Below are 3055 nucleotides of genomic sequence, written 5' to 3' on the forward strand. Positions count from 1 at the left end.
GTAAAACCACTTGGTTAAGTCCTCGACCGATTAGTACTGGTCCGCTCCAAGCATCGCTGCTCTTCCACTTCCAGCCTATCTACCAGATCATCTTTCTGGGGTCTTACTTCCATAAAGGAATGGGAAATCTCATCTTGAGGGGGGCTTCACACTTAGATGCTTTCAGCGTTTATCCCTGCCATACATAGCTACCCAGCGATGCGCCTGGCGGCACAACTGGTACACCAGCGGTATGTTCACCCCGGTCCTCTCGTACTAAGGGCAACTCCTCTCAAATTTCCTACGCCCGCGACGGATAGGGACCGAACTGTCTCACGACGTTCTGAACCCAGCTCGCGTACCGCTTTAATGGGCGAACAGCCCAACCCTTGGGACCGACTACAGCCCCAGGATGCGATGAGCCGACATCGAGGTGCCAAACCTTCCCGTCGATGTGGACTCTTGGGGAAGATAAGCCTGTTATCCCCAGGGTAGCTTTTATCCGTTGAGCGATGGCCCTTCCATACGGAACCACCGGATCACTAAGCCCGACTTTCGTCCCTGCTCGACTTGTCAGTCTCGCAGTCAAGCTCCCTTATACCTTTACACTCTGCGAATGATTTCCAACCATTCTGAGGGAACCTTTGGGCGCCTCCGTTACACTTTAGGAGGCGACCGCCCCAGTCAAACTACCTACCAGACACTGTCTCCCGCCACGCTTAGTGGCGCGGGTTAGAGCGTTCATACAGCTAGGGTCGTATCCCACCAATGCCTCCACCGAAACTAGCGTTCCGGTTTCTACGGCTCCGACCTATCCTGTACAAGCGGCACGAACACTCAATATCAAGCTATAGTAAAGCTCCATGGGGTCTTTCCGTCCTGTCGCGGGTAACCCGCATCTTCACGGGTATTATAATTTCACCGAGTCTCTCGTTGAGACAGTGCCCAAATCATTACGCCTTTCGTGCGGGTCGGAACTTACCCGACAAGGAATTTCGCTACCTTAGGACCGTTATAGTTACGGCCGCCGTTTACTGGGGCTTCAATTCTGACCTTCGCCTAAGCTAAGCCATCCTTTTAACCTTCCAGCACCGGGCAGGCGTCAGCCCCTATACGTCATCTTACGATTTAGCAGAGACCTGTGTTTTTGATAAACAGTTGTTTGGGCCTATTCACTGCGGCTGACCTTACGGCCAGCACCCCTTCTTCCGAAGTTACGGGGCTATTTTGCCGAGTTCCTTAACGAGAGTTCGCTCGCTCACCTGAGGATACTCTCCTCGACTACCTGTGTCGGTTTGCGGTACGGGTAGTTTATTTCTCACTAGAAGCTTTTCTCGGCAGTGTGACATCAGGTGCTTCGCTACTTAAATTTCGCTCCCCATCACGCCTTGTCCTTATAGAAGTAAGCATTTCACTCGCTTCAAGACTTAACGCTTAGACATGCATTTCCAGTCGCATGCTCACCTTAGCCTACTGCGTCCCTCCATCGTTCAAACAAAATAAACTAGTACAGGAATCTCAACCTGTTTTCCATCGACTACGCCTCTCGGCCTCGCCTTAGGTCCCGACTAACCCTGGGAGGACGAGCCTTCCCCAGGAAACCTTAGTCATACGGTGGACTGGATTCTCACCAGTCTTTCGCTACTCATGCCGGCATTCTCACTTCCAAGCGCTCCAGTAGTCCTTACGATCTACCTTCAACGCCCTTGGAACGCTCTCCTACCACACATCCCATAGGGATGCATCCACAGTTTCGGTACTATGCTTAAGCCCCGGTATATTTTCGGCGCAGTGTCACTCGACTAGTGAGCTATTACGCACTCTTTAAATGGTGGCTGCTTCTGAGCCAACATCCTAGTTGTCTGTGCAACGCCACATCCTTTTCCACTTAGCATAGATTTAGGGACCTTAACTGGTGATCTGGGCTGTTTCCCTTTCGACGATGGACCTTATCGCTCACCGTCTGACTCCCGGACTAAAATAAATGGCATTCGGAGTTTATATGAAGTCGGTAACCCTTGACGGGCCCCTCGTCCAAACAGTGCTCTACCTCCATCATTCATCATCCGAGGCTAGCCCTAAAGCTATTTCGGAGAGAACCAGCTATCTCCAAGTTCGTTTGGAATTTCACCGCTACCCACACCTCATCCCAACGTTTTTCAACACGTACGGGTTCGGTCCTCCAGTGCGTTTTACCACACCTTCAACCTGGACATGGGTAGGTCACTTGGTTTCGGGTCTACATCATCATACTCATTCGCCCTATTCAGACTCGCTTTCGCTACGGCTTCAGCTTTTCACTTTAACCTCGCATGATAACGTAACTCGCCGGTTCATTCTACAAAAGGCACGCCGTCACCCATTAACGGGCTTCGACTAATTGTAGGCACACGGTTTCAGGAACTATTTCACTCCCCTTCCGGGGTGCTTTTCACCTTTCCCTCACGGTACTGGTTCACTATCGGTCACTAGGGAGTATTTAGCCTTGGGAGATGGTCCTCCCGGATTCCGACGGAATTTCACGTGCTCCGCCGTACTCAGGATCCAGAACGGAGGGTACTCGATTTCGACTACAGGGCTTTCACCTTGTTTCGCGCAGCTTTCCAACTGACTTCGTCTATCAAATACTTTGGTAACTCCAATGTTCTGTCCTACAACCCCAAGAAGCAAGCTTCTTGGTTTGGGCTCTTCCCTTTTCGCTCGCCGCTACTAAGGGAATCGAATTTTCTTTCTCTTCCTGCAGGTACTTAGATGTTTCAGTTCCCCGCGTCTACCTTCGACATGGCTATGTATTCACCATGCGATAACCTGACTGCTCAGGTTGGGTTCCCCCATTCGGAAATCCCCGGATCAAAGCTTACGTATAGCTCCCCGAGGCATATCGGTATTAGTTCCGTCCTTCATCGGCTCCTAGTGCCAAGGCATCCACCGTGCGCCCTTTGTAACTTAACCTAAACAATATTAAATATTGTTGGTCGCGATTCGAATTTCTAAGAAACTCATATACAAATACGCTGTGTTCTCGGCATTATTTTATAACTAAAATAATTAAAACAATGATATCCAGTTTTCAAGG

At 50.3% G+C, this 3055-nt stretch carries 1 rRNA gene; it reads right to left on the minus strand.

Annotation, left to right across the window (positions count from 1 at the left end):
- Positions 1 to 10 precede the first annotated feature (10 nt).
- A 23S ribosomal RNA gene (locus FC18_RS06645) occupies positions 11 to 2931 on the minus strand.
- Positions 2932 to 3055 lie beyond the last annotated feature (124 nt).

Source organism: Lacticaseibacillus sharpeae JCM 1186 = DSM 20505 (genome assembly GCF_001436225.1).
GTDB lineage: Bacteria > Bacillota > Bacilli > Lactobacillales > Lactobacillaceae > Lacticaseibacillus > Lacticaseibacillus sharpeae.